18 protein-coding genes and 1 other RNA gene are annotated in these 23,104 nt (G+C 40.5%); 12 read left to right on the top strand and 7 right to left on the bottom strand.

The window, feature by feature from the left end:
• The first annotated feature begins 180 nt into the window (after positions 1-180).
• From lon to AAC852_RS02780, 5 genes are all read left to right on the top strand, one after another.
• Positions 181-2,535, top strand: coding sequence for an endopeptidase La (gene lon, locus AAC852_RS02800; protein ID WP_340619710.1), 2,355 nt, complete (start codon positions 181-183; stop codon positions 2,533-2,535).
• Positions 2,536-2,910: 375 nt separating this feature from the next.
• Positions 2,911-3,186 (top strand): nucleoid-associated protein HU-beta, encoded by a 276-nt coding sequence (hupB, locus tag AAC852_RS02795; protein ID WP_340619709.1) that lies wholly within the window; start codon positions 2,911-2,913, stop codon positions 3,184-3,186.
• 169 nt (positions 3,187-3,355) lie between these two features.
• A complete protein-coding gene (ppiD, locus tag AAC852_RS02790; protein ID WP_340619708.1) occupies positions 3,356-5,230 on the top strand; it encodes a peptidylprolyl isomerase in 1,875 nt (624 codons plus the stop codon).
• 147 nt (positions 5,231-5,377) lie between these two features.
• The gene (locus AAC852_RS02785; RefSeq protein ID WP_340619707.1) at positions 5,378-5,761 is read left to right on the top strand and encodes a ComEA family DNA-binding protein; all 384 of its coding nucleotides are present in this window, start codon (positions 5,378-5,380) and stop codon (positions 5,759-5,761) included.
• A 155-nt stretch (positions 5,762-5,916) separates the two neighbouring features.
• Positions 5,917-6,327, top strand: a complete 411-nt coding sequence (locus AAC852_RS02780; protein WP_340619706.1) for an acyl-CoA thioesterase — start codon at positions 5,917-5,919, stop codon at positions 6,325-6,327.
• A gap of 44 nt (positions 6,328-6,371) precedes the next feature.
• Here the strand turns inward: AAC852_RS02780 and queC are convergent, their stop codons facing one another.
• Complete coding sequence (gene queC / locus AAC852_RS02775) at positions 6,372-7,070, bottom strand: 7-cyano-7-deazaguanine synthase QueC (protein WP_340619705.1); 699 nt, start codon at positions 7,068-7,070, stop codon at positions 6,372-6,374.
• A 32-nt stretch (positions 7,071-7,102) separates the two neighbouring features.
• Positions 7,103-8,155, bottom strand: a complete 1,053-nt coding sequence (locus AAC852_RS02770; protein WP_340619704.1) for a PLP-dependent cysteine synthase family protein — start codon at positions 8,153-8,155, stop codon at positions 7,103-7,105.
• 121 nt (positions 8,156-8,276) lie between these two features.
• Here AAC852_RS02770 and AAC852_RS02765 point away from each other — a divergent pair, with 121 nt between their 5' ends.
• The 5 genes from AAC852_RS02765 (at position 8,277) to amtB (ending at position 14,145) form a co-directional block, all read left to right on the top strand.
• Positions 8,277-8,738 carry an Lrp/AsnC family transcriptional regulator gene (locus AAC852_RS02765; RefSeq protein ID WP_340619703.1) on the top strand — a complete coding sequence of 154 codons (462 nt, stop codon included), beginning with the start codon at positions 8,277-8,279 and terminating at the stop codon, positions 8,736-8,738.
• Positions 8,739-8,805: 67 nt separating this feature from the next.
• On the top strand, positions 8,806-10,554 hold the full coding sequence (locus tag AAC852_RS02760; protein ID WP_340619702.1) for a SmdA family multidrug ABC transporter permease/ATP-binding protein: 1,749 nt from the start codon (positions 8,806-8,808) through the stop codon (positions 10,552-10,554).
• Positions 10,538-12,331, top strand: coding sequence for a SmdB family multidrug efflux ABC transporter permease/ATP-binding protein (locus tag AAC852_RS02755; RefSeq protein WP_340619780.1), 1,794 nt, complete (start codon positions 10,538-10,540; stop codon positions 12,329-12,331). Before AAC852_RS02760 ends, AAC852_RS02755 begins: the two co-directional genes overlap by 17 nt.
• 179 nt (positions 12,332-12,510) lie before the next feature.
• Positions 12,511-12,849 carry a P-II family nitrogen regulator gene (gene glnK, locus AAC852_RS02750; RefSeq protein ID WP_340619701.1) on the top strand — a complete coding sequence of 113 codons (339 nt, stop codon included), beginning with the start codon at positions 12,511-12,513 and terminating at the stop codon, positions 12,847-12,849.
• A 15-nt stretch (positions 12,850-12,864) separates the two neighbouring features.
• The gene (gene amtB / locus AAC852_RS02745; protein ID WP_340619700.1) at positions 12,865-14,145 is read left to right on the top strand and encodes an ammonium transporter AmtB; all 1,281 of its coding nucleotides are present in this window, start codon (positions 12,865-12,867) and stop codon (positions 14,143-14,145) included.
• 133 nt (positions 14,146-14,278) lie between these two features.
• On the opposite strand, the gene tesB is transcribed toward amtB, so the two are convergent.
• Positions 14,279-15,148 carry an acyl-CoA thioesterase II gene (tesB, locus tag AAC852_RS02740; RefSeq protein ID WP_340619699.1) on the bottom strand — a complete coding sequence of 290 codons (870 nt, stop codon included), beginning with the start codon at positions 15,146-15,148 and terminating at the stop codon, positions 14,279-14,281.
• 1,100 nt (positions 15,149-16,248) lie between these two features.
• On the opposite strand from tesB, the gene ffs reads away from it, so the two are divergent.
• Positions 16,249-16,345, top strand: an RNA gene (gene ffs / locus AAC852_RS02735) — signal recognition particle sRNA small type.
• Between the two features lie 131 nt (positions 16,346-16,476).
• On the opposite strand, the gene AAC852_RS02730 is transcribed toward ffs, so the two are convergent.
• The 4 genes from AAC852_RS02730 to AAC852_RS02715 form a co-directional block, all read right to left on the bottom strand.
• Entirely contained in the window at positions 16,477-16,680 is a 204-nt protein-coding gene (locus AAC852_RS02730) for an HHA domain-containing protein (RefSeq protein WP_010845060.1), read from the bottom strand.
• A gap of 46 nt (positions 16,681-16,726) precedes the next feature.
• Positions 16,727-17,095: an Hha toxicity modulator TomB gene (gene tomB / locus AAC852_RS02725; protein WP_340619698.1), complete on the bottom strand. Its 369-nt coding sequence runs from the start codon at positions 17,093-17,095 to the stop codon at positions 16,727-16,729.
• A gap of 772 nt (positions 17,096-17,867) precedes the next feature.
• On the bottom strand, positions 17,868-21,017 hold the full coding sequence (locus tag AAC852_RS02720; RefSeq protein ID WP_340619697.1) for an efflux RND transporter permease subunit: 3,150 nt from the start codon (positions 21,015-21,017) through the stop codon (positions 17,868-17,870).
• Positions 21,018-21,031: 14 nt separating this feature from the next.
• Positions 21,032-22,231 carry an efflux RND transporter periplasmic adaptor subunit gene (locus AAC852_RS02715; RefSeq protein ID WP_340619696.1) on the bottom strand — a complete coding sequence of 400 codons (1,200 nt, stop codon included), beginning with the start codon at positions 22,229-22,231 and terminating at the stop codon, positions 21,032-21,034.
• A gap of 151 nt (positions 22,232-22,382) precedes the next feature.
• Here AAC852_RS02715 and acrR point away from each other — a divergent pair, with 151 nt between their 5' ends.
• Positions 22,383-23,033: a multidrug efflux transporter transcriptional repressor AcrR gene (gene acrR, locus AAC852_RS02710; RefSeq protein WP_340619695.1), complete on the top strand. Its 651-nt coding sequence runs from the start codon at positions 22,383-22,385 to the stop codon at positions 23,031-23,033.
• The last annotated feature ends 71 nt before the right edge of the window (positions 23,034-23,104 follow it).

Raw genomic sequence — 23,104 nt, 5'->3', positions numbered from 1 at the left:
TCAATACGCATTGAAAAAATAAAATGAGGGATTCTCCCTCATTTTGCTTTTTGCAGACATAGCCTATTGAATGTCAGGTTCTTGTCCCCATATATTTTATATTCTTTGAAGTGAAACTCGTGAAAACCGTGTTTCACGAGATTCCTAAAACTGGCGAAAGCTAAACGAAGAGAGAGCTCTATGAACCCTGAGCGTTCCGAACGCATAGAAATCCCTGTATTGCCTTTGCGCGATGTAGTGGTTTACCCACATATGGTGATCCCTCTGTTTGTTGGGCGAGAAAAGTCGATTCATTGTCTGGAAGCAGCAATGGATCATGACAAACAGGTCATGTTGGTAGCGCAGAAAGAAGCATCCACTGATGAACCGGGAGTCAATGATCTGTTCTCCGTAGGTACAGTAGCTTCTGTTTTACAGATGTTGAAATTACCAGACGGTACAGTGAAAGTTCTGGTTGAAGGCTTGCAGCGTGCTCGTATTACAACGTTAACAGATAATGGAGAGTACTTTTATGCGCAGGTTGAATATCTGGATTCCCCGATTGTTGATGAGCGTGAGCAAGAAGTTCTGGTAAGAACCGCCATTAATCAGTTTGAAGGCTATATCAAACTGAATAAAAAAATCCCGCCGGAAGTACTGACATCATTGCACAGCATTGAAGATGCGGCAAAATTGGCAGATACCATTGCTGCCCATATGCCATTGAAAATCAATGACAAGCAGACTGTCTTAGAGATGTCTGATGTTGTTGAACGTATTGAATATCTGATTGCTATGATGGAATCAGAAATCGATCTGCTACAGGTAGAAAAGCGTATTCGTAATCGCGTCAAAAAACAGATGGAAAAAAGTCAGCGCGAATACTACTTGAATGAGCAAATGAAAGCGATTCAGAAAGAATTGGGTGAGATGGATGATGCACCTGATGAATATGAAACTCTGAAACGTAAGATCGAAGACGCCAAAATGCCAAAAGAGGCGAGGGAAAAGGCGGAAGCTGAGCTGCAAAAATTAAAAATGATGTCCCCAATGTCAGCAGAAGCAACAGTTGTTCGCAGCTACATTGATTGGATAGTACAGGTTCCCTGGAACGCACGCAGCAAAGTGAAAAAAGATTTGGTGAAGGCGCAGGAAGTCCTTGATATAGACCATTATGGTTTAGAGCGAGTGAAAGAACGTATCCTTGAATATCTTGCAGTGCAAAGCCGGGTCAGTAAAATCAAAGGTCCAATTCTTTGTCTGGTTGGGCCGCCGGGTGTGGGTAAAACCTCACTGGGACGCTCCATTGCTCGAGCAACAGGTCGTAAGTATATTCGTATGGCTCTGGGCGGTGTACGTGATGAAGCTGAAATACGTGGGCATCGTCGTACCTATATCGGTTCAATGCCGGGTAAATTAATTCAAAAAATGTCCAAAGTAGGAGTTAAAAACCCACTGTTCTTGTTGGATGAAATTGACAAAATGTCATCTGACATGCGTGGTGATCCTGCTGCTGCTTTGCTGGAGGTACTTGATCCTGAACAAAACGTGACATTTAACGATCACTACCTCGAAGTGGACTATGATTTGTCCGATGTAATGTTTGTGGCGACATCCAACTCCATGAACATTTCGGCACCTTTGTTAGATCGTATGGAAGTGATCCGTTTATCAGGTTATACCGAAGACGAGAAGCTAAATATTGCCAAGCGTCATTTGTTGCCGAAACAGATCGAACGCAATGCCTTGAAAAAAGGTGAATTGACCATTGATGATGGGGCGATTATTAGCATAATCCGTTATTACACCCGTGAAGCTGGCGTGCGTAGTTTGGAACGTGAAATTTCCAAGCTGTGTCGTAAGGCGGTCAAGGCTCTGTTGATGGATAAGCAGCTTAAGCATATTGAAATCAATGCAGATAATCTGAAAGATTATCTGGGCGTTCAGAAAGTGGATTATGGTCGTGCAGATACCGAAAACCGTGTTGGTCAAGTTACAGGGCTTGCATGGACAGAAGTCGGTGGTGATTTGTTGACAATTGAAACAGCCAGTGTACCGGGTAAAGGGAAATTAACTTATACCGGTTCGTTGGGTGAAGTGATGCAAGAATCCATTCAGGCCGCACTGACTGTAGTTCGGGCTCGTGCAGATAAGTTGGGTATCAGTTCTGATTTCCACGAAAAGCGTGATATTCACGTTCATGTCCCGGAGGGGGCAACACCGAAAGATGGCCCAAGTGCAGGTATTGCAATGTGTACAGCACTGGTTTCTTGTTTGACAGGTAATCCGGTTCGTGCTGATGTAGCGATGACAGGTGAAATTACTCTGCGTGGTCTTCTCTTGCCTATCGGTGGTTTGAAAGAAAAACTGCTGGCAGCTCATCGTGGGGGAACTAAAACGGTCATTATTCCTTACGAAAATAAACGAGATCTGGAAGAGATCCCTCAAAACGTAATTCAGGATTTGGAAATTCATCCGGTTAAGCGTATAGAAGACGTTTTAGCTATTGCTTTACAAGATCCTGCATTTGGTGCTGAGGTTGTCTCACTAAAGTAGTACAAAAATAGTGAGCTAACTCAAGACTCTTTATAAAAACTAGGTTGGTAAGTCAATTCAGGCTTGCCAGCCTTTTTTTGTCTCATTAAGTTAGTTTAATCTAAAGATCTGATTAAATATTTTGCTGTTCTATAATTTCTTGCTAATACTGGAATTGGTTGATATGACGGCAAGGCTGTCGTGTTATCCGTTCTAAATAGGTGTTTGTTACAATAGTATACCTAATAGATTTCAAGTTGCATTGTGATGGCAAAAGAACGAAGCCTCAGTAGCATAAATAACTATGTGACCGGGAATCGTTGTAAAGGGTAGTGCAGCCAATAAAAGAGGTAACTTGAAAGATTAAAGGTATAAAACTAAATGGGGATGATAAAAGTGAATAAGTCACAACTGATCGACAAAATTGCTGCTGATGTCAATATTTCTAAGGCAGCCGCCGGGCGTGTAGTAGATGCATTCATTTCTTCAGTATCTGGTGCATTGAAAGGCGGTGATGATGTCGTTTTGGTAGGGTTTGGCACATTTACTGTACGTGAGCGTGCTGCTCGTACAGGACGCAACCCTCAGACAGGCAAGGAAATCAAAATAGCAGCAGCAAAAGTACCCGCCTTCCGTGCAGGAAAAGGGCTGAAAGATGCTGTCAACGGGTAATGAACATAAATAATCTGTCCATTTTCTGTAACAGTTATAAACTGACTGGATTAAATTGATAGGTTAGAATATAAGCGCATCAGTTGATTGATGCGCTTTTTTTCTCTTAGCGTTCGAATTAGCGTAAGATGATAGTTTCTTTTTCACTAAAGCGGAGTTTTACGTCTTTATGATGGACAACCTACGTACGGCGGCAAACGGCCCAGTGCTTAAAATCGTGTTGGCTCTAATTATCCTGACCTTTTTGGTGACAGGTGTAACAGGCTACCTGTCAAGTGAAGGCGGTAATTATGCTGCCAAAGTGAATGGTCAAACCATTAGCCGTGCTCAGTTAGAGCAGGTATTTCAACGAGAAAAAATTTCATTACAGGAAAGACTGGGAGATCAATTCTCAACTCTGCTAAGTAATGAACAGCAAGTGAGACTGCTGAAACGCCAGTCATTGGATAGTATTATTAATGCGATTTTACTTGAGCAATATGCAAATAAGCTGGGGCTATCAGCAAGCGATGAGCAAGTAAAAGCAGAGATCCGCAAACAGCCTTATTTCCAGACCGAGGATGGCAAATTTGATAACAATAAATATCTGGAAACATTAACCAGAGTTGGTCTGAATCCAGATGCTTATGCGGAACAAGTTCGGCAAGAATTGATTACCCGTCAACTTCGTACAACGTTACTGGGTTCAGAAATTGCTTTGCCGACAGAAATTAAACAGATGGCAGAGTTGTCTTTGCAAGAAAGAACGGTTCGTTTAGCAACTCTTGAACTGAAATCAGTTGAAGCAAAGCAGACAGCAACAGAGCAAGAACTGAAAAATTACTATGATATGAATAGTAAACGCTTCACAGTGCCTGAAAAAGTTAAAGTTAGCTATATCAAGATGGATGCTGCGGATGAGCTGAAAAATGTTACCGTAACTGATGCTGATATTGAAAAGTATTATAAAAATAACCTGTCAAAATATACACAACCAGAAAGGAAGAAATACAGTCTTATCCAACTTGCGTCTGAAGCCGATACAAAATCGATTCTTGATGAATTGAAAAAAGGGGCTGATTTCAGCAAATTGGCAGCAGAAAAATCGACAGATAAATATTCTGCTCAGCAAGGAGGGGATCTTGGTTGGATGGAAGACAGCTCTTCACCTGATGAGATCAAATCCGCCCATTTAACGGAAAAAGGGCAATTCTCTGATGCCATCAAATTATCTAATGGGTATGCAATCTTCCGTTTGGATGACATTAAACCTCAGGTAGTTAAGTCATTAGCGGATGAACGCACAACAATAGAAAAAACAGTAAAACAAGAAAAAGCAATTGATGCGTTTTATGCATTGCAGAGAAAAGTCAGTGAGGCTGCTGCCAATGATAATGAATCCTTAGCTGCGGCAGAACAGGCCGCTGGTTATAAAGCTGTTACTACTGATTGGTTTGACCGAGATCATATCCCAGCGGATATTAATTTTAGTCAGGTCGTTCAGGCTATTTTCTCTAGTAATTTGATGGATGATAAAGGCGTTTCAGGAACTAACTCTGATGTAATCTCTGTTGATGGTGACAGAGTCTTTATTATTCGGGTGGATGATGTTAAACCTGAATCCATTCTGCCATTTGAAGAGGCTAAAACTCAGGTTACTGAATTGGTAAAACGTCAAAAAGCTGAAAAACAGTTACAGGCTGATGGTGAAAATCTTCTTACAGCATTAAAAGAAGGTAAAGGCGAACAAGCTCTAAAAGCGGCAGGGCTCCAGTTTGGTGAACCAACACCAATGACACGTATGCCACAAGCCAACCCGATTACTGATGTGGTATTTACTTTGCCTCATCCCAAAGATGGTAAACCAGTATATGGATTAGCTCATGATGGGCTTGGCAATACTATTTTGGTTCAATTGGATAAAGTTGTGCCTGGCTCTGTTTCAGAAGAGCAGATTAAACAATATATGATGGTTGAGCAGTATCAGATGGGTAATGCTATGCTGGAATCTTTAATCGCTAATTTACGTGATAATGCTGAAATTAAAATAGGGCAAATTGAGTAAATTGCGAAGTTACTCGCAACTGATTTTGCAAAACAGTAATTGAAAAAGGCCACTTTCGTGGCCTTTCGCATATCTGAATCTTTCTTGTTGTTCTGAATTTTTGTTATGGCACTCTTTCCTCCATCAACAAAACATGGAGACATTTTTATGACGTATTTAAGGATATTATTTAATTCATTTATTCTTACTCTTGGTATTAGTATGCCGTTATCTCATGCTATTGCAGCAGGAGAGGCTGTTAATAAAGTGGTACTGACACAATCATCTGATCTGCATAAGACCACTACTGAGAAAAGCGAATCAAGGGATAAGGGAGAAAAAGCGCTCTCAGGAAAAGGAAGCATTAATATCAATACAGCGAATGCTGAAGAATTAGCGAAAGAACTTAATGGTGTTGGTGCCAAAAAAGCACAGGCAATTATTGAATATCGTGAAAAGTATGGACCATTCACAGCAATTGAGCAGTTACAGGAAGTACAAGGCATTGGTCCAGCTTTTATAGAGAAAAATCGGGATAAATTAACCTACTGATTAAAAGCCCTCTTGATGAATGTGCTGATGATTTTATCAAGAGGGCTGTGATACTGATCAAGAATAATTGATTAAACACTATTGTAATTAAAATGTTTTGCTATTGTTAATTAATTTACTGGTCAGATGAGTTATGAGTTAAAAGGAAAATAGCAATGAGCACGATTATAAAAGTCAGAGGTTATCATATCGATGTTTTTCAGCATGTAAACAATGGACGTTATTTGGAGTTTATGGAGGCGGCTCGCTGGGATTTACTCGCTGAAAGTGACATGTTACGATGGTTAAATAATAATAAAATTGCTTTTATTGTAGCCAATATCAATATTAACTATCGCCATCCTGCTGTATTAGGGGATGAGTTGGAAGTCAAATCGTCCTTGCAGGAATTGCGTAACAAAAGCGGCTCTTTTTTCCAGGAAATTATACGCAAAGGCGATAACCGAATTATCGCCGATTCTATGACTACATTTGTTTGTGTTGATTTAAAAACTCAACAAACGTTGGTGTTGGACGGTGAATTAAGAGAAAGGTTTGATGAGTTTAAGAATAAAGCTGTGAAGTGAGGAGTGAGAGGTATTTTATCCCTCTCACTGATAGCCTGAATTATCTAGTTAAGTTGTGTTTTGGATTTCATTTCTGCCATTGTGGGCTTGGCATTGTTTAAATAAAGATTTAATCCATTGGCTCGAAGATGGCAGGCGGCGCACTCACCACAACCATCACCCTGTATTCCGTTATAACAAGTGAGAGTTTGAGAGCGAACAAAATCCAGTTTCTGGTAATAGTCAGCTAATGCCCAGGTTTCCGCTTTGTTCAGCCACATTAATGGAGTTTCAAAGCGGATATCTCTAGCGATACCGAGACAAACAGCATTATTCAGGGATTTGACAAATTCATTGCGACAATCAGGATAGCCGGAAAAATCAGTTTCACAAACACCGGTGATAACGGCTTCAGCCTCAATCTGATATGCATAAATTGCTGCCAGAGTTAAAAACAAAATATTACGGCCGGGAACAAATGTATTCGGTAGGCCACTTTTTTCGCTTTCACTGAAATCTGGTACGGGAATGTTATCTCTTGTCAGGCTGCTGATAGCAAGCTCATTCAATAAAGTAACATCAAGTACTTTATGGGCAGTCGCTCCCAGCTCTTTACTGATACGGCTGGCAACATCAATTTCAGCTCGGTGGCGTTGACCATAGTCAAAAGTGATACAGTGAACTTCATCATATTGGTGAAGTGCTTGAATTAAACAAGTGGTGGAATCTTGTCCACCACTGAATACAACAACAGCTCGTTTCATGATACCTACCTCTTTAAATTGAAGGAGATATGTTACTCATAACTATTGAGCTTGGGTAGTTGCGTGAGATATAGCGTGATGTCACCGATATTATTTTTGACCCATTCAGGGTTGTAATAAGTATCAAGGTAACGCTCCCCGCTATCACATAACAATGTCACGATTGAACCCTGCTGGTTGTTGTCATGCATTTGTTTGGCTAGTTGCAAAGCACCCCAGACATTGGTTCCTGTTGATGCTCCCGTTTTTTTGCCAATGAGCTTTTCGAGCCAGTAGATGGTGGCAATCGAAGCACAATCAGGAACTTGGAGCATATCATTGATAACATGAGGTATAAAAGATGGTTCGGCACGCGGACGCCCTATACCTTCGATTTTACTGCTTGTATTTTTGCGTATTTGTCTGCAATTTTGGTGATAGCAGTCGTAGAAAACCGAGTTCTCAGGATCAACAACAATGAGCTTAGTGTTATATCCTTGGTAACGCATATAACGGCCAAGTGTTGCGGACGTTCCGCCAGTCCCTGCACTCATGACAATATAAGTTGGCTCAGGGAATGGTTCTAATTCCATTTGACGGAAAATGCTTTCTGCAATGTTATTGTTGCCACGCCAGTCAGTGGCTCGTTCAGCATAAGTGAATTGATCCATATAATGACCATTCAGTTCTTTTGCCAGGCGTTCTGACTCTTCATAAATCTGGGCTGAATGTTCTACAAAGTGGCATTTACCGCCGTAAAATTCGATTTCCTGAATTTTGCGTTTAGCAGTACGAGCGGGCATCACTGCAATAAAAGGCAAGGCAAGTAAACGAGCAAAATAGGCTTCAGAAACAGCAGTACTACCGGATGAGGCTTCAATAATGGGAGTTCCCTCATCTATCCAACCATTACTGAGTGCATAAAGGAAAAGGGAGCGTGCAAGTCGGTGTTTAAGACTACCAGTGGGATGAGTGCTTTCATCTTTGAGATACAGATGAACTCCAGGAAACATGGGGAGGTTGAGTTTAATCAGATGCGTATCAGCACTGCGTTGATAATCAGCTTGAATAGATTTTATGGCATCGGTAGCCCATAAAGACGACATAAATTGACCCCGGATAAAATACATTTTTGATGTATAGATTACTCTTACATTCGGAGAAATAGATTGTTATTTTTCTGATATTTCAGTTTATATTTAGGAAATATTTCTACAGGATATAGGTATGTTAGATAAAATAGACTGTAAGCTACTGGAGCTGCTCCAACAGGATTGTAGTTTGTCCTTAAATGCTTTAGCAGAAGCCGTTAATTTGACATCTACACCGTGCTGGAAGCGTCTTAAACGGCTTGAAGATGAAGGGTATATTGTTGGAAAAGTTGCGTTACTTAATGGTGAAAAACTTGGGTTAGGCTTGACTGTGATTGTGATGATAAAAACTCAACAGCACAGTAGTGAATGGTATGAACAGTTTGTTTCTTTTGTTAAAGAGATGCCGGAAGTCTTAACATTCTATCGTATGGCAGGGGAATATGATTATTTAATGCACGTAGAAGTTGTTGATATGAAAAGTTATGATCATTTTTACAAACGCATGGTTAATGGGATACCTGGTTTGATTGATGTAACATCAAATTTTGCAATGGAAAAAATAAAATATACAACGGCGTTACCCATACCAGATTAGATAATTATTCAAATCTCTTTGGTGAAGTGGTCGCCGATCCTTTCATTTTTACCTCAGGAATAGGTTTGTGAGATTATTTTCTCAATTAAGTTGGTATTTTTTCAGTGAATGGCGTCGCTATTTAGGTGCTGTCATTTTTCTTGTGATGATTGCGATATTGCAATTAATTCCACCTCGTTTGGTTGGAATTATTGTTGATGGCATCAGCGCAAAAACAATGTCATCCAGTCAATTATTGATGTGGATAAGCATTATGCTCATCATTGCGCTGGCCATATATGGCCTACGGTACGTTTGGCGGGTATGGCTATTTGGTGCTTCTTATCGATTAGCTGTTAAGTTGCGCAGTGATTTCTATCAGCGATTGAGCAACCAAGATCCTGAATTCTATTTACGTCATAGAACAGGGGATTTAATCGCCCGGGCGATCAATGATGTTGATAGAGTTGTTTTTGCTGCAGGTGAGGGAGTACTTACTTTAGTTGATGCTTTAGTCATGGGGTGTGCTGTACTTATTGTGATGAGTGTGGAGATCAGTTGGCAATTGACACTATTATCACTGCTACCTATGCCTATTATGGCGTTAGTGATTAAACGATATGGTCAACAACTTCACCATCGTTTCAAGTTGGCTCAAGGCGCATTTTCGACGCTCAATAACCACGCTCAGGAAAGCTTGACCAGTATTCGAATGATAAAGGCTTTTGGACTAGAAGAGTTACAATCCAGTCAGTTCGAGGAAGTAGCCACTGAGGCAGGACGTAAAAATATGCGTGTTGCACGTGTGGATGCACGCTTTGACCCTACTATCTTCATTGCTATTGCGCTTGCAAATTTATTGGCTGTTGGTGGTGGAAGCTGGATGGTTGTGAATGGTTCTCTGACATTGGGAGAGCTGACCAGCTTTGTCATGTACTTGGGGCTAATGATTTGGCCTATGCTAGCGCTAGCATGGATGTTCAATATTGTTGAGCGTGGCAGTGCTGCATATACACGGATCGGTAGCTTATTACAGGAGCCTCTGGTGATCGTGGATGGTTCACACTCTTTATCTGCTGAGCGCGGGACATTGATAGCAAATATCAACTCCTTTGTTTATCCAAAGCATAGTGTACCTGTTCTTCGAGATATTCGTTTTCAGTTACTACCAGGTCAATTATTAGGAATTTGTGGTCCGACGGGGTCAGGAAAAAGTACGTTGCTTGCTTTATTGCAACGCCAGTTTGATATTGCTGATGGCGAAATACTGTTTCAATCCCGCAATGTTTCTACACTCAGGCTGGAAGAATGGCGATCACGATTGGCGGTTGTGAATCAGACTCCTTTTCTGTTTTCGGACACGGTTGCGGGGAATATTGCCTTAGGGTGTCCTGATGCTACTCAACAACAAATTGAAGAAGTGGCTCGTTTGGCGAATGTGCATGATGATATTTTGCAGTTACCACAAGGTTATCAAACCGAAGTCGGAGAGCGTGGAGTGATGCTTTCTGGTGGGCAAAAACAGCGTATTTCTATAGCAAGAGCATTGCTATTAGATGCAGAGATTTTGATCCTGGATGATGCACTTTCTGCTGTAGATGGTCAGACTGAGCATCGTATCATGAAAAATCTCAGCCAATGGCGGCAGAAACGTACTGTTATTATTAGTGCACATAGATTATCAGCTTTAGTAGAAGCAGATAATGTTTTGGTGATGCAAAATGGTACGATTTCTCAGCAAGGGCAGCATAAATGGCTTATTACGCAATCTGGTTGGTATTCAGATATGTACCATTACCAACAACTTGAAGCCGCATTGGATGGTCAATATGAGTAATACTGATATGGAGAAGTCTAGTACACGTAAACTCTGGTCATCGTTAAAACGCCTGTTGGCTTACAGTAAAAACTATCGTAAGCCCATTGGTCTGGCTGTATTGATGTTATGGATTGCTGCATTGGCTGAAGTTAGTGGCCCGATGATTATCAGTTATTTTATCGATAACATAGTTTCAACTGGCAATCTTCCACTTGATGTTGTTAGTGGTCTTGCGGTTGTGTTTTTGATATTACAGTTGGTGGCAGCTACCTTACATTATTTCCAGTCCTTGTTGTTTAATCAGGCATCTATTGGTGTTGTACAGCAGATCAGGACGGATGTCATGGATTCAGCGCTACGCCAGCCTCTGAGTACTTTCGATAACCAACCTGTTGGGCAATTAATATCTCGTGTGACGAATGATACTGAGGTCATCAAAGATCTATTTGTGAATGTCATCCCTACAGTTTTTCGAAGTGTTGCGCTGATTGGAGCAATGTTGATAGCAATGTTCTTTTTGGATTGGCGTATGGCATGTGTTGCACTGACGATCTTTCCTGCTGTTTTTCTTGTGATGATAATTTACCAACGTTTCAGTACACCGATTATTCGACGAGTTCGTGTGTATCTTGCTGATATTAACAATGCTTTTAATGAGTCTATTAATGGCATGACTGTCATTCAGCAATTTCGTCAGCAAGCGCGTTTTGGTGAGAAATTGTTTGCCATTAATCGGGCTCACTATCAGGCGCGTATGCAGGCATTACGATTGGATGGCATTCTGTTAAGGCCTTTATTGAGCCTGTTTTCTGCCGCAGTGTTGTGTGGTCTATTGTTACTGTTTGGCTTACAGGGAACAGATTTTATTGGGGTTGGTGTATTGTATGCATTCATCAGTTATCTTGGACGCCTAAATGAACCACTGATTGAGCTGACAGCTCAGCAATCGTTATTACAGCAAGCTGTGGTCTCAGGCGAACGGGTTTTTGAGTTAATGGATAGTCCACAGCAGCAGTATGGCGTTGATCAACAAGCTTTGGCGAGCGGCAGAATTGATGTCGAAAACTTAAGCTTTTCCTATCGTAATGATAAAGTTGTGTTACATAATATCAATCTGCATGTACCGTCACGGGGCTTTATCGCGCTTGTTGGGCATACAGGAAGTGGCAAAAGTACGTTGGCCAATTTGTTGATGGGGTATTACCCATGGCAAAACGGTGATATTTATCTTGATGGACGATCGGTATCTTCTTTCTCTCATTCTGTCTTGCGTAATGGTGTAGCAATGGTTCAACAAGATCCAGTCGTTCTGGCTGCCTCATTCTTCGATAATATTACGTTAGGACGAGATATTAGTGAGGAAAAAGTTTGGCAGGTTATGGAAGTTGTACAACTGGCTGAGTTTGTTCGCAAGTTACCGGGAGGCATAAATTCAAGATTGGGAGAACAAGGAAATACTCTTTCTGCCGGACAAAAACAGCTTTTGGCAATGGCTCGGGTTTTGGTGCAAACACCGCAAATTCTGATTTTGGATGAAGCGACAGCGAATATTGATTCGGGAACAGAACAATCGGTGCAACAAGCGCTACGGATGATCCGCAAACATACAACATTAGTGGTTATAGCTCACCGCCTTTCAACGATTGTTGAGGCTGATTCTATATTCGTGCTGCATCGTGGTGCAATTGTAGAACAAGGTCAGCATCAACAGTTATTGGCAAGGCGTGGCCGCTATTACCAGATGTACCAGCTTCAACAGGTTGGTGAAACTTTAAATGAACCGCTGCACATTTAGTGTGCATATCGGGAGTGACTGAAAAGGTTACTCCCTGTCTTATATTTCCTATCAATACAAGTTCTTTGTAACTATTTGATTAATATTATTTTTAAATTTTTGGCATTCCCTTTGCAAATATCTTTGTAATGCGTTTCTGCAAATACCATTTTACAAATACAGATAAAGACGGGGGGAGTATGAAATTGATCACTACCATCATTAAGCCTTTTAAATTAGAAGAAGTACGGGAAGCCCTTTCTGATATAGGTATACAAGGCATGACCGTTACAGAAGTAAAGGGATTTGGGCGCCAAAAAGGTCATTCAGAGCTTTACCGGGGAGCTGAATACAGTGTCAATTTCTTGCCCAAAGTAAAAATTGATATTGCTATTCATGATGAACGAGTAGATGAAATCATTCATGTTATAAAACAAACTGCTTTCACTGGGAAAATGGGAGATGGCAAGATTTTTGTCTTTGAATTACAGCATGCTGTCAGGATCAGGACAGATGAAACGAATGATGCAGCACTGTGAATGGGGAGATGAAAAATGAGAAAACAATGGTTCGCTATTATCAGCATTATAGCTGGTGTACCTTCTTGTGCTTTTGCTGCGGGAAACACGGTTGATAAAGCTGATACGGTATTCATGCTGATAAATACGATTCTTGTGATTTTTATGACGATACCCGGCATTGCTTTATTTTATGGTGGGTTGTTGCGTCGTAAGAATGTTTTGTCATTGATGTCGCAAGTGATTGTCAGTTTTTCACTTGTTTGTGTGCTTTGGGTTATTTATGGGTATAGCTTGGCTTTTGAGGCGGGAAACCCTTTCTTTGGGGGATTAAAGCAAGTCATGTTGAAAAATATATCCATTACTGATTTAAATGGCAGTTTTTATCAATTGATTTATGTCGTTTTTCAGGGCGCTTTTGGTTGTATCACTGTAGCTTTGGTTGTTGGGGCTTTGTGTGAAAGAGTCCGTTTTTCTGCTTTATTGATTTTCATTGTCTTGTGGTTTACTGCTTCCTATATTCCTATGGCCCATATGGTATGGGGTGGTGGTTGGCTGGCTCAGGACGGTGCGTTGGATTTTGCAGGTGGAACTGTTGTACATATTAATGCTGCGGTTGCAGGTTTAGTTGGTGCTTACTTACTGGATAAACGTTCAGGATTTGGTAAGGAAGCTTTTAAACCACATAACTTACCCATGACTTTTATTGGCACAGCCATTCTTTACATTGGCTGGTTTGGTTTTAATGTTGGCTCTGCGGGGGCCGTGAATGCTATTGCTGCTCTGGCACTAGTGAACACAATGGTAGCAACAGCGGGGGCAGTACTGTCATGGATTTCTTCAGAATGGTTATTACGCGGTAAGCCTTCTCTTTTGGGTGCATGTTCTGGTTGTATTGCCGGACTGGTTGCTATCACTCCTGCTGCCGCAACGGTTGGCATTGGCGGGGCTCTGGTAATTGGTGCGATTGCCGGGATCACCGGTTTGTGGGGCGTAGTCGTATTAAAACGTTGGTTGCGTGTTGATGATGTTTGTGATGTCTTTGGTGTTCATGGTGTATGCGGTATTGTTGGTTGTTTATTAACAAGTATTTTTACTGCTTCCGCTTTGGGGGGAACCGGGTTTGTGGAAGGAATGACTATGCTAAGACAATTTGGCATACAGGTTATCAGTATATTGGTGTGTGTTGTTTGGTCAGCTATAACTGCTTATTTCTCATTCAAGATTGCTGACCTTGCGGTTGGATTGCGTATTAGCGTTGAATCAGAAAGAGAGGGATTGGATATTACTTCACACGGAGAAAGCGCCTACAACTGATCAATTTGTTTAAACGTTCACCTTTCTATTTTTTGTTTTGTTGACTATGTTAACCCGTTCTCAAGATACCCTAGGGCATAGCTTATCTATGCTCTGGGGTTTCTATATTGGGTGTATTTTATTGAGTATATTTTCATTGGGTATGTTTTCGCTTACGGATCACACCCTCTTGAGCAGCAGAGGCAATAAGTAGACCTGCACGGTTATAAATATGACCACGAACAAAGCCACGACCTCCTGATGCTGAGGGGCTCTCAATTGCATAAAGTAGCCAGTCATCCATCCTAAATGGGCGGTGATACCACATAGAGTGATCAATAGTGGCAACTTGAATACCTTTCTCCATAAAATGAACACCATGAGGTTGTAATGACGTAGGTAAAAAATTTAAATCTGAGGCGTAGCCTAGTAGACAATAGTGAATAAAGAGTTCTTCTGGCAGCTTGCCATTGCTACGAAACCAGACATAACGAATAGGCTCTTCTGATGAATTATTAATAGGACTATGGAAATTAATAGGTCTTATTTCTAACGGGAGAGAAGCTGAAAACACATTTTTCAGTTTGTCAGGTAGTTGATGAGAGATATTTTTAATGATTTCCTGTTGAGGTGCTAACGTTTCAGGAGGAGGAACCTTTGGCATCGAACCCTGGTGTTCAAAACCTTCTTCATGGACCTGAAAAGAAGCTGTCATATAAAAAATAGGATGACCATTTTGTATGGCACTGATTCGGCGGGCACTGAAACTAGATCCATCACGTAATATTTCAACATCGTAAATAATTGGTTTATGACTATCACCTGGTCGGAGAAAATAGCTGTGGAAGGAGTTCAGTATGCGTTCATCTGCAACAGTCTGCTTTGCTGCATATAGAGATTGACCAATAACTTGCCCACCAAAAACTTGAGGTAATCCCAAATCTTCACTTTGTCCCCGGTAAATTCCTTCTTCGATCTTTTCCAGATGCATCAGGTTGATTAAATTTTGCAATGCCTGACTCATAATGTGCCCTTATTTTTGTCATATTAGGTAAGCCTTTATATACCTGTCGTATTTCAAGCTTGCGTCTTTGTTGGCTTCACTCGCTCACCCAAGTTACAGAGTTATCTATGTTCCTGGGAATTAATGAGAGGCTCTTGCCTCTCACCGGAGATCAGCCTTTGGCTGGCAAATTCATTCCCGGCGAATTTGTCGCTCCCTTGCTGTCGTGATGCATTTTGAAATCCATAGGGTGTAAAACAATAATATATTAATTTCTGATAGTATTTTTTACTTTATGAAGAAAATAAAAAATCTATTCAGTCTGTAAATTTTTTCTTTATGTTTTCATCATGAAATGAGATAGGGTGTTATTAATTTTATCAATTCTTATTAAAGAATACGATAAGTATTGGGATTTATTCTTATTTGTTGATTTTTATGGCTATTTTTAGAGTTTTTGTCAGGTTTTTGTGGGTAAGTGACATGATGGTTGACATGAATATATTTTGAGAGATTTCATAAATTTCATTACATCATTTTAAATTGATATCTTGGCTACCGAGTTTGTTTATTGATTATTATGTTTGTTAGTTGTTCCAGTCATTTTTATTGATTAGATATTTAGGTTAATAACTGTTTAGATGTGATCAAACACAAATTTTTAAGCGCAATTATTTAAACAAGCATCTTTCAAACATGATGTTGATTAAATATATTTAAATAGAAAAGTATTAATGATCTATCTTATTAAACTATTTTATTTGTTATTTTGGTTAAGAGTACGATTGTAACTCTTATGTATTAGTCCTTAAAAGATGGCATCTCTATTCTGGTTCTGATATGGAGCTTGTAATTAACTTGATGGTAATGATACTTAATCAAATGAATAGGCCCTGATTTCATGAGGCTTGAGTTGTTTTGTTATTCTATTTGAACAAATTGTCAGTGATGACATGAATCTATCTGTAAGCTGTTTTGTATGTTAAAACAACTTTTCTGAAGATTTACCTATCATTATGGGTAATAAATGGACATTTAAATTGGAGTAGCTTGCTATTTGAGGTTGTATGAAAGATAATAGCTGCCGCTTTGGAGTTTGAAGCTAACGTCAATGGGGGCTCTATTGGTTCTCCCGCAATACTAACTTGTTAACTTGGTCAGGTCTGGAAAGAAGCAGCCATAGCAGGGGATGTGTGTGCTGGGATGTCGCTGGTAGAGCCCTCGCCCATTTTCAAGATGCGGTTTTTAGCCTACCATTTTTAACTCACAGTCAGTTTACATATCACCCAATATATGGGGAGCCGATAATAGTTACCGGCTTTCACTACTTCCTATCTGATCACAGCAGCTTAGCGGACAAATTTCCAAACAGATGACGGGATTTTATCATAGAGTTTATTCATAGTCAGTTCAGCCAAGCGGTGATCAGCGGCGGAATAGAACAATTCTAGTTCATCGTCCGAAAGCTCATATTTATTTTTCTCAATTACACGTTCCAGTGTTTCAATAGAAGTGCATTTTCTCAAACGCATCAGATAGTCAGTTTTAGTCATAATCGCCTTATCTTATTTGGTATAAAAATAGTTAGAAATATATTTATCAGATTTTGCTTAAAGAAGCGTTTAAATCATGTAACAGAATGTTAGTTAAGTGTTTATTTGTTTTTTGCCACTTTGTCAGTTCAACAAAGCTTATCTTATCATTTCCAAACAAATTATATGTTTCATCCAGATATTTATCAATTAAAGTACTGAGGTTGTGGTTGTCAGTATATTTAATTTTAAAACTCCAAACAAACGCCGTAATGTGTTCGATGAATTCATTTAGTCTTAAGCTTTTTTCAGAAGTCAGATCGTTTATCCAATGATTATCAGTGCGATTCAACACTGAAAATGCTTCGTGAATTAAATTTTCACATAAGTACTTTAATTCAGCAATATCATGTCTTTTTGGTGAATATTCATCCATAATCACCTCCCGTAAACAACGCACGGCTTATTTGAGCTAAGGCTTATACATATCAATTATTATAGTCGTTCTTTTAGAATTAAGCCTATCAAAACATGATTATTATTTATTAATAATAAGACTCTATATTTTTTGCGTTCACCAATCCGCTTTTTTAAAGGTGAGCAATTTACACGTAGTTAAGGCTAAAAGCTAGTATGCTACTAAAATATGGATGTAAACACATATGACATCAAATATATTGGATTATACTAATATAGTAGATGTTATAGCAAGTAGGTACAAAAATCATTATATACCCTTCATCTTTCAAATTGCTACTTTTTTGCTGATTATAGCGTTGGCTGCGTTCACTCACATATGTTATCCAAGCACAGTTATCTAGGTATAGTTATCTATGGCTTCTGGAGGTTTGTCAGTTGTTTGTTATCACGCTGCAACTTGAATTCGTCTTGGGTATGAGTAATTGTATTGGAACTTTCAAAATCTATATAACATCATTATTACATATATCATCATCAAGGGGGAACACTTTTTACCATTAAAGGTGTAATCAGAAGAAACAGATGTCAAGTTACCAACTTATCTTCCATTTATTATAAAAAACGTAAAGATATCACATTTTAAATGTAGAGCATTTTTCATAAGTATTTATTTTAACTGTGGTAAAGATGGTTTTCTGAGTTGGATACAAGAGAGGATGTTTTGTTGTTGATGTCATTGGGTTGATATAAAAGGCCACGGATGTGGCCTTTTAAGTTAATTACTGAATTTATTGAGGAGATGAAATGTGTTTTATTTCCTCATTTTTTTGGCTAAAACGGCGTCTAATTACAACAAAGAATACAGGGACGAAATAGATTGCCAGCGATGTTGCAGCAATCATACCTCCCAGTACGCCAGTTCCTACGGCATTTTGAGCACCAGAGCCAGCACCATTGCTTAAAACCAAAGGCATGACACCTAGCATAAAGGCTAAAGAAGTCATCAGAATCGGACGTAAACGCATTCTCGCAGCTTCCAGAGTAGCTTCTATTAGTCCTTTACCTTCCTTCTCCAGCAAGTCCTTGGCGAATTCAACGATAAGGATGGCATTTTTTGCAGACAGACCGATTGTGGTTAGCAACCCGACTTTGAAGTAGATATCGTTGTCCAGACCACGAATTAAAGTTGCCAGCAATGCACCAACAATTCCTAGCGGTACAACTAACATGACAGAGAATGGTATGGACCAACTTTCATACAGCGCTGCCAGACAAAGGAACACGACAATTAATGATAGCGCATATAGTGCCGGAGCCTGGTTACCTGACAGACGTTCCTGATAAGACATTCCCGTCCAGTCATAGCCGACACCCGGTGGCAACTGTGAAGCAAGTTTTTCCATCAGAGCCATTGCATCACCGGTACTTTTCCCGCGGGCGGCTTCACCGACAATTTCCATTGATGGTAATCCGTTATAGCGTTCCAGACGCGGAGGACCATAAATCCACGGATCTTTAGAAGTATCTATGAATGCAGAGAATGGCACCATTTTACCGAAATAGTTACGGACATACAGCTTGCCAATATCTTTTGGCAACATACGGAAAGCTGAATCGGCCTGAATATAGACCTTTTTAACCCGACCCCGGTCGATGAAATCATTGATATAAGCACCACCAAACATCGTACTTAATGTTGTGTTGATATCATTGACGGAAACACCCAGTGCTTCTGCTTTCTCCTGATCAATATAGAAGCGGTACTGAGGAGTATCATCCTGCCCATTAGGACGAACACTCGTGAGCATATCTGGATGTTGAGCAACCATGCCCAGTAATTGGTTACGTGCATTTGTCAGCGCTTCATGTCCGAGGTTTCCTCTATCAATTAGCTGGAAGTCAAAACCGCTGGAGGAGCCTAATTCCACAATCGCCGGAATATTAAATGCGAATACCATCCCTTCCTTGATTTGTGAAAAACGGATGTTAGCCCGTTCTAGGATTGCCGGGACTTTGTCTTTTGCAGCCTTACGCTCATTCCAATCTTTTAAGCTGACAAAGGCCAGCCCCATATTTTGTCCCATACCGGCAAAACCAAAGCCGTTTAAGGTAAATACAGATTGAACAACGTCTTTTTCATCGGTATAGAAGTAATCATTGACTTCATTCAATACTTTTTGTGTCTGCTCCTGAGTTGATCCGGAAGGTAGCTGAACCATTGCCAGCAATACCCCCTGATCTTCTTGTGGAAGGAAAGAAGAGGGGATACGCATGAATATCAGAGCCATAACTGCGATCAGTCCGACATAAATCAGCAGATAACGTCCTGTGCTACGTAGCATACGCCCGATACTATCGGTATAGTGATGCGTACTTTTTTCGAACAAGCGGTTAAACCAGCCAAAGAAACCGGTTTGAATGCCATGGCTGCCTTTAGTAACGGGCTTAAGCATGGTTGCACAGAGTGCGGGTGTCAGGATCAAGGCAACAAAGACAGACAATATCATTGCTGAGACGATTGTCACCGAGAATTGACGGTAAATTGCACCGGTCGATCCACCGAAGAACGCCATTGGAACAAATACCGCAGAAAGTACCAGTGCGATACCGACCAAAGCACTTTGGATCTGTCCCATTGATTTTTTTGTCGCTTCTTTTGGTGAGAGTCCTTCTTCCTGCATGACGCGCTCAACGTTTTCCACCACGACGATTGCATCATCTACGAGTAGCCCAATGGCAAGTACCATAGCAAACATGGTTAACGTATTGATGGAGTAACCAAATGCGGCCAGCACTGAAAATGTACCCAGCAATACGATCGGAACCGCAATAGTTGGGATCAGTGTTGCCCGGAAGTTTTGTAGGAACAGATACATGACAACGAAAACCAGCAGGATAGCTTCTGCCAGTGTTTTCACCACTTCGAAAATAGAAATTTTAACGAAGGGGGTTGTGTCATACGGATATACAACGGTTAAACCATGCGGGAAGAATGGTTGCAGCTCAGCCAGTACTTTTTTGACAGCTTTAGACGTATCTAAGGCGTTGGCACCGGTTGCTAATTTGATACCGAGCCCTGACGAAGCTTTACCATTGAATCGGGCGATGAAGCCATAGTTTTGAGCACCCAGTTCAACAGTGGCAACATCACTCAGACTGATTTTTGAACCATCCGGATTTACACGTATCAGGATTTTGCTGAATTGTTCGGGAGAACTTAGACGTGTCTGGGCAATGATGGAAACATTCAGGCGTTGTCCGGGAACAGGCGGTGTTCCGCCTAGCTGACCGGCTGCAACTTGGTTGTTCTGATCTCTGATGGCCTTCATGACATCTTGTACAGTCATTTTATAATTGACCAACTTGTCAGGATCGAGCCAGATACGCATGGCATACTGAGTACCAAGCAGCATAGCTTCACCCACACCAGTAACGCGGCTGAGTGAGTCTTTGACACTGGCTCCGACATAGTCGGAGATATCATCCTGAGTCATAGAATCATCTTCAGAAATGAAGCCCGCGACCATTAAAAATGAACTGGTTGTTTTATCAACGTTAACGCCTTGCTGTTGAACTTCCTGAGGTAACAAAGGCATTGCCAGTTGCAATTTATTTTGTACCTGCACTTGTGCAATATCAGGATCTGTGTTCGCTTCAAAGGTGAGAGTGATACTCACGTGGCCCGCAGAATCACTATTAGAAGACATGTACACTAAGTTATCGATACCATTCATATTTTGTTCAATAACTTGAGTGACTGTATTCTGTACTGTTGTAGCGTCAGCTCCAGGATAATTTGCTGAAATAGAAATCGATGGCGGTGCAATAGAAGGATATTGCTCCACAGGTAATTTCATTATTGCCAACAGACCAGAAAGCATAGTGATAATTGCAATTACCCATGCAAAGATTGGTCGTTCTATAAAAAACTTAGGCATGAATCCCCAACTCCTTATTGAGATTTTTTGGCTGATTCAGTTTTAGTTGTTGTAGGCTTGGCATCCAAATCAACTTCCGTTGGCTGAACTGTTATTCCCGGCGCGATTTTCTGCAACCCTGTGACGATGACTCTATCACCTGCTTTTAGGCCTTCGGTAACCAGCCATTTGTTCCCAACGGCTTGAGTGGCATTGATATAACGCAATTCCACTTTATTATCTTTATCAACGACTAGTGTCGTTGCCTGACCACGAGGTGTTCTGGTCACTCCTTGTTGAGGAACTAAAATCGCATTTTTGCGTACTCCTTCTTCCAGTTTGGTACGGACAAACATACCGGGAAGTAGTTCTTCATTCGGGTTCGGGAAAACAGCACGCATCGTTATGGAACCTGTTGTTTCATCCACAGTAATGTCTGAAAATTCAAGGTGACCAGTCTGACTATATATTTTCCCTGTATCAGTGATTAAGTGAATTTTGGGTTTACCATTTTCTCTCTGAACTGTGCCTTTTGCGATCTCATTCTTAAGCCGAAGATAGTCATCGCTAGATTGCGTGATATCAACATAGATAGGATCAAGTTGTTGAACCGTTGTCAAAGCATTTGCCTGCCCGCCAGAAACCAGGGCGCCTTCAGAAACGGTAGATTTACCTGCACGTCCTGAAATGGGAGAGGTGACTTTAGTATAAGCTAAGCTTATACGGGCACTTTCCAATGCCGCTTTCAAAGATTGAACATCTGCCGCAGCCTGAGCATATTCAGAATTTGCTTTATCAAATTCCTGTTTACTAACATATTGTGTACCCAGCAATGACTTATAGCGTTCTACAGTTAAACGAGCGACGCTCTCGTTGGCCTCTGCTCTGGCCAGATTTGCTTTGGCCTTACTGTAATCTGCCTGATAGGTTGCTGAATCAATTTGATACAAAGATTCTCCGGCATGAACATCGCTGCCTTCTTTGTAGTTACGTTTCAGAATGATGCCACCGACTTGAGGGCGTACTTCAGCAACACGATAAGCTGAAGTTCTGCCCGGTAATTCTGTGATCACTGTCAGAGGTTCAGCTTTCAGCGTTACGATACCGACTTCAGGAACCTGCTCGCCAGCAGCCCCTTGCTGAAAATCTTGACTGTCATTACATCCTGAGAGAATGAAGCTGCCTGAAAGTACCAGTAATGTGGCCAGAGGCACAACCCCTCTGATTTTTCGCATAAGTAAACCTCAATTTTTCAATGTAAACTCTCGAATTGATGAGTGCTAACGAGTGAAATTATTACTTCATTGATGAGCGATGCTATAGTACAAACATACATGAATGTATGTAAATTAGCCTCGGTTAAAAAACAAAGTTTATGGCATAAAAATGGCACGAAAAACTAAACAGCAAGCTAAAGAAACTCGTCAACAAATTATAGAAGCTGCGATAAAGGTTTTTTCTGAGCGTGGCGTTTCTGCTACGTCATTATCAGATATCGCAATTGCAGCCGGTGTAACACGTGGCGCAATTTATTGGCATTTTAAAAACAAAACTGATTTACTTTTTGCTGCTTGTAAAATGCCCGAAAGCACAATAGATGCTTTTGAAAAAGAGTATCAAGCAAAATATCCTAATAATCCACTACTTGTATTGAGATCTCTGTTGATTTTTCTGTTAAAAATGATGACGGATAATTGCCAGAATCGTTTGTTAATGGAAATTTTTTTCCATAAATGTGAGTTTGTTGGAGAAATGTCTTTATTGGCTAAGCAGATTCGGGAGGTATGTATTTCCGATTATCAAAAAATAGAAGATGTGTTGATTGCTTGTATTCAATCGGGAGAGTTGCCTCATGATATCGATCCCAAACGTTCAGCTATTATGCTAAGAGCATTAATGACTGGGTTATTGGAGAATTGGTTATTTGCACCGGACAGTTTTAATATTCAAGAGCAATCTGTATATCTGGTGGATAGTTTCATTGATACACTAAAATATAGCCGTCACATGCGCCATATTGAAGAAAACAAATTTTGAATAACATGAGATAAATATGAATAGAATCAATTTTTATTATGGCTAGTAATTATATTCTCAAGAGTAAGCTC

Origin of the sequence: Xenorhabdus siamensis (assembly GCF_037996745.1) — a bacterium.
GTDB lineage: Bacteria > Pseudomonadota > Gammaproteobacteria > Enterobacterales > Enterobacteriaceae > Xenorhabdus > Xenorhabdus indica.
Note: the sequence above shows the minus strand (reverse complement) of the source record. Positions and strands in the feature narration are given on the sequence as shown.

Excerpts from the sequence above, each read along its gene's own strand:
- AAC852_RS02715 (WP_340619696.1), bottom strand. The coding sequence starts at position 22,231 with ATGCGAAAAATCAGAGGGGTTGTGCCTCTGGCCACATTACTGGTACTT.
- acrR (WP_340619695.1), top strand. The coding sequence starts at position 22,383 with ATGGCACGAAAAACTAAACAGCAAGCTAAAGAAACTCGTCAACAAATT.
- lon (WP_340619710.1), top strand. The coding sequence starts at position 181 with ATGAACCCTGAGCGTTCCGAACGCATAGAAATCCCTGTATTGCCTTTG.
- tesB (WP_340619699.1), bottom strand. The coding sequence starts at position 15,148 with ATGAGTCAGGCATTGCAAAATTTAATCAACCTGATGCATCTGGAAAAG.
- ppiD (WP_340619708.1), top strand. The coding sequence starts at position 3,356 with ATGATGGACAACCTACGTACGGCGGCAAACGGCCCAGTGCTTAAAATC.
- queC (WP_340619705.1), bottom strand. The coding sequence starts at position 7,070 with ATGAAACGAGCTGTTGTTGTATTCAGTGGTGGACAAGATTCCACCACT.
- tomB (WP_340619698.1), bottom strand. The coding sequence starts at position 17,095 with ATGGATGAATATTCACCAAAAAGACATGATATTGCTGAATTAAAGTAC.
- AAC852_RS02730 (WP_010845060.1), bottom strand. The coding sequence starts at position 16,680 with ATGACTAAAACTGACTATCTGATGCGTTTGAGAAAATGCACTTCTATT.
- AAC852_RS02785 (WP_340619707.1), top strand. The coding sequence starts at position 5,378 with ATGACGTATTTAAGGATATTATTTAATTCATTTATTCTTACTCTTGGT.
- AAC852_RS02765 (WP_340619703.1), top strand. The coding sequence starts at position 8,277 with ATGTTAGATAAAATAGACTGTAAGCTACTGGAGCTGCTCCAACAGGAT.
- AAC852_RS02755 (WP_340619780.1), top strand. The coding sequence starts at position 10,538 with ATGGTCAATATGAGTAATACTGATATGGAGAAGTCTAGTACACGTAAA.
- AAC852_RS02720 (WP_340619697.1), bottom strand. The coding sequence starts at position 21,017 with ATGCCTAAGTTTTTTATAGAACGACCAATCTTTGCATGGGTAATTGCA.
- AAC852_RS02780 (WP_340619706.1), top strand. The coding sequence starts at position 5,917 with ATGAGCACGATTATAAAAGTCAGAGGTTATCATATCGATGTTTTTCAG.
- amtB (WP_340619700.1), top strand. The coding sequence starts at position 12,865 with ATGAGAAAACAATGGTTCGCTATTATCAGCATTATAGCTGGTGTACCT.
- glnK (WP_340619701.1), top strand. The coding sequence starts at position 12,511 with ATGAAATTGATCACTACCATCATTAAGCCTTTTAAATTAGAAGAAGTA.
- AAC852_RS02770 (WP_340619704.1), bottom strand. The coding sequence starts at position 8,155 with ATGTCGTCTTTATGGGCTACCGATGCCATAAAATCTATTCAAGCTGAT.